This window comes from Priestia sp. P5_B4, assembly GCF_056400385.1.
Window position 1 is genome coordinate 1 of record NZ_JBFULJ010000815.1, and the last position, 1,735, is coordinate 1,735.

General features: G+C 38.0%; 2 protein-coding genes. Both read left to right on the forward strand.

What is annotated here, in order from left to right:
• Positions 1-1,338: heavy metal translocating P-type ATPase (locus tag AC1DRF_RS26265; protein WP_477742111.1), on the forward strand; the 1,338-nt coding region annotated here is incomplete at its 5' end.
• On the forward strand, positions 1,310-1,735 hold a 426-nt coding region (locus AC1DRF_RS26270; protein ID WP_081335695.1), incomplete at its 3' end, for an HMA2 domain-containing protein. The genes AC1DRF_RS26265 and AC1DRF_RS26270, both read left to right, overlap by 29 nt.

The following is a 1,735-nucleotide window of genomic DNA, read 5'->3' on the forward strand; positions in this document are numbered from 1 at the left end:
GGTGGAGATAATGTGTACGCTGGAAGTGTTTTGCAGAGTGGACATGTTACTGTAACAGTTGAAAAAGTAGGAAAAGATACATCCCTCTCTAAAATTGTGAAACTGTTGGAGGAAGCACAAGATAAACGCGCTCCTATTCAAAATATAGCCGATACAGTAGCTGAAAAAATGGTTCCTGTTTCTTTTGGTTTGGCACTGCTTACATTTTTCTTCACTCGAAACCTTAACAGAGCGATGAGTATGTTAGTTATTGATTTTATTTGCGGAATTAAATTATCAACGGCCACAGCTTTATACGCATCCATTGGACGTGCTGCAAAAGAAGGGGCTATTGTTAAAGGCAGTGATCATATTGAAAAGATGTCTAAACTAAATACAGTTATTCTTGATAAGACCGGAACTATTACAGAAGGAATGCCTGTGGTTCAGCAAGTAATTGCTGCTGAAGGCTTTAATCAAGAAGATGTCATTCGTTTAGCTGCAGCAGCTGAGAAAAATTCTACCCATCCTATTGCTGATGCAATTATGAAGCAAGCGAAAGAATGGAAGATTTTAATTCCTATTAGAGACAATAATGCTCAAGTAGAAACAACGGTAGGAAAAGGAATTTCCACTTGGCTAAATGGTAAAAGAGTTGTTGTTGGAAGTTTACGCTTTATGAATGAATTAAAAGTCAAAACAACCAACTTACTTCAACACATGCAAAACGACGAAAATGTGATTTATGTAGCTTATGATCAAACACTTGTAGGAGTAGTTAGCATTTTTGACAAAATACGTTCTGGTATGCACCGCGCAGTGAATAATCTTCGACATCAAGGTATCAACGACATCATTATGCTTACTGGAGACAAGAGAACGGTTGCAAGAGAGATGGCGCGTCGCTTAAAACTGAACTGGTATCATGCAGAGGCTTTGCCAGATGATAAAGCCTTTTATGTGAAGAAGTATGGGAGCACAGGAGCTGTCATGATGGTAGGTGACGGCATTAACGATGCACCAGCTTTAGCTCATGCTCATGTAGGTGTAACGATGGGTGCTAAACGAACAGACATTGCTTCAGAAGCCAGTGACGTTATTATTACGTCTGATAACCCAGAAATGCTTTCTGAGTTAGTTGGACTATCTAAAAAGACCATGAACATTATTAAACAAAACTTTATTGCCACGTTTACTATTAATGGTATTGCAATTTTATTCGGTGCTTTAGGTATCTTCTCTCCAATTGTGGGAGCAGCTATTCATAATGCAGCTACTATTGGTGTAGTAATAAATAGTGCAAGAATTTTATGGTTAGGGAGGGAAACTAATGAATCCCAAATTCTACGTTCTGCATGATATACCAGGTCGTATTCGATTTCATATCCCAGCATTGAGAGATAAGAAAAATCATGTGGAAATAGAGCATATGTTTTCTGCTTTAAAAGGTATAACGAGTGTGAGAATAGAACCCACCATTCAAACTATGCTTATTTACTATGATGTTTCACAACTTTCTCGCAATACCATTTTTCGTTATGTATCTATCTTTTTTCAGCAAACGCGTTTAGATCCATTAGATGATATTATGATTCAAATGGATCCTGCCACACGAAATGATTGGCTACGTACATTGTTTTCTGGAGGATTACTTCTACTGGCAGGTATTCGAAAATCATCTTTTTATAAACCAGATGCACTCGTATATGGAGCAGTAGTTGCAACAGGCTATACGGTCTTATCCCATGGTACGAGC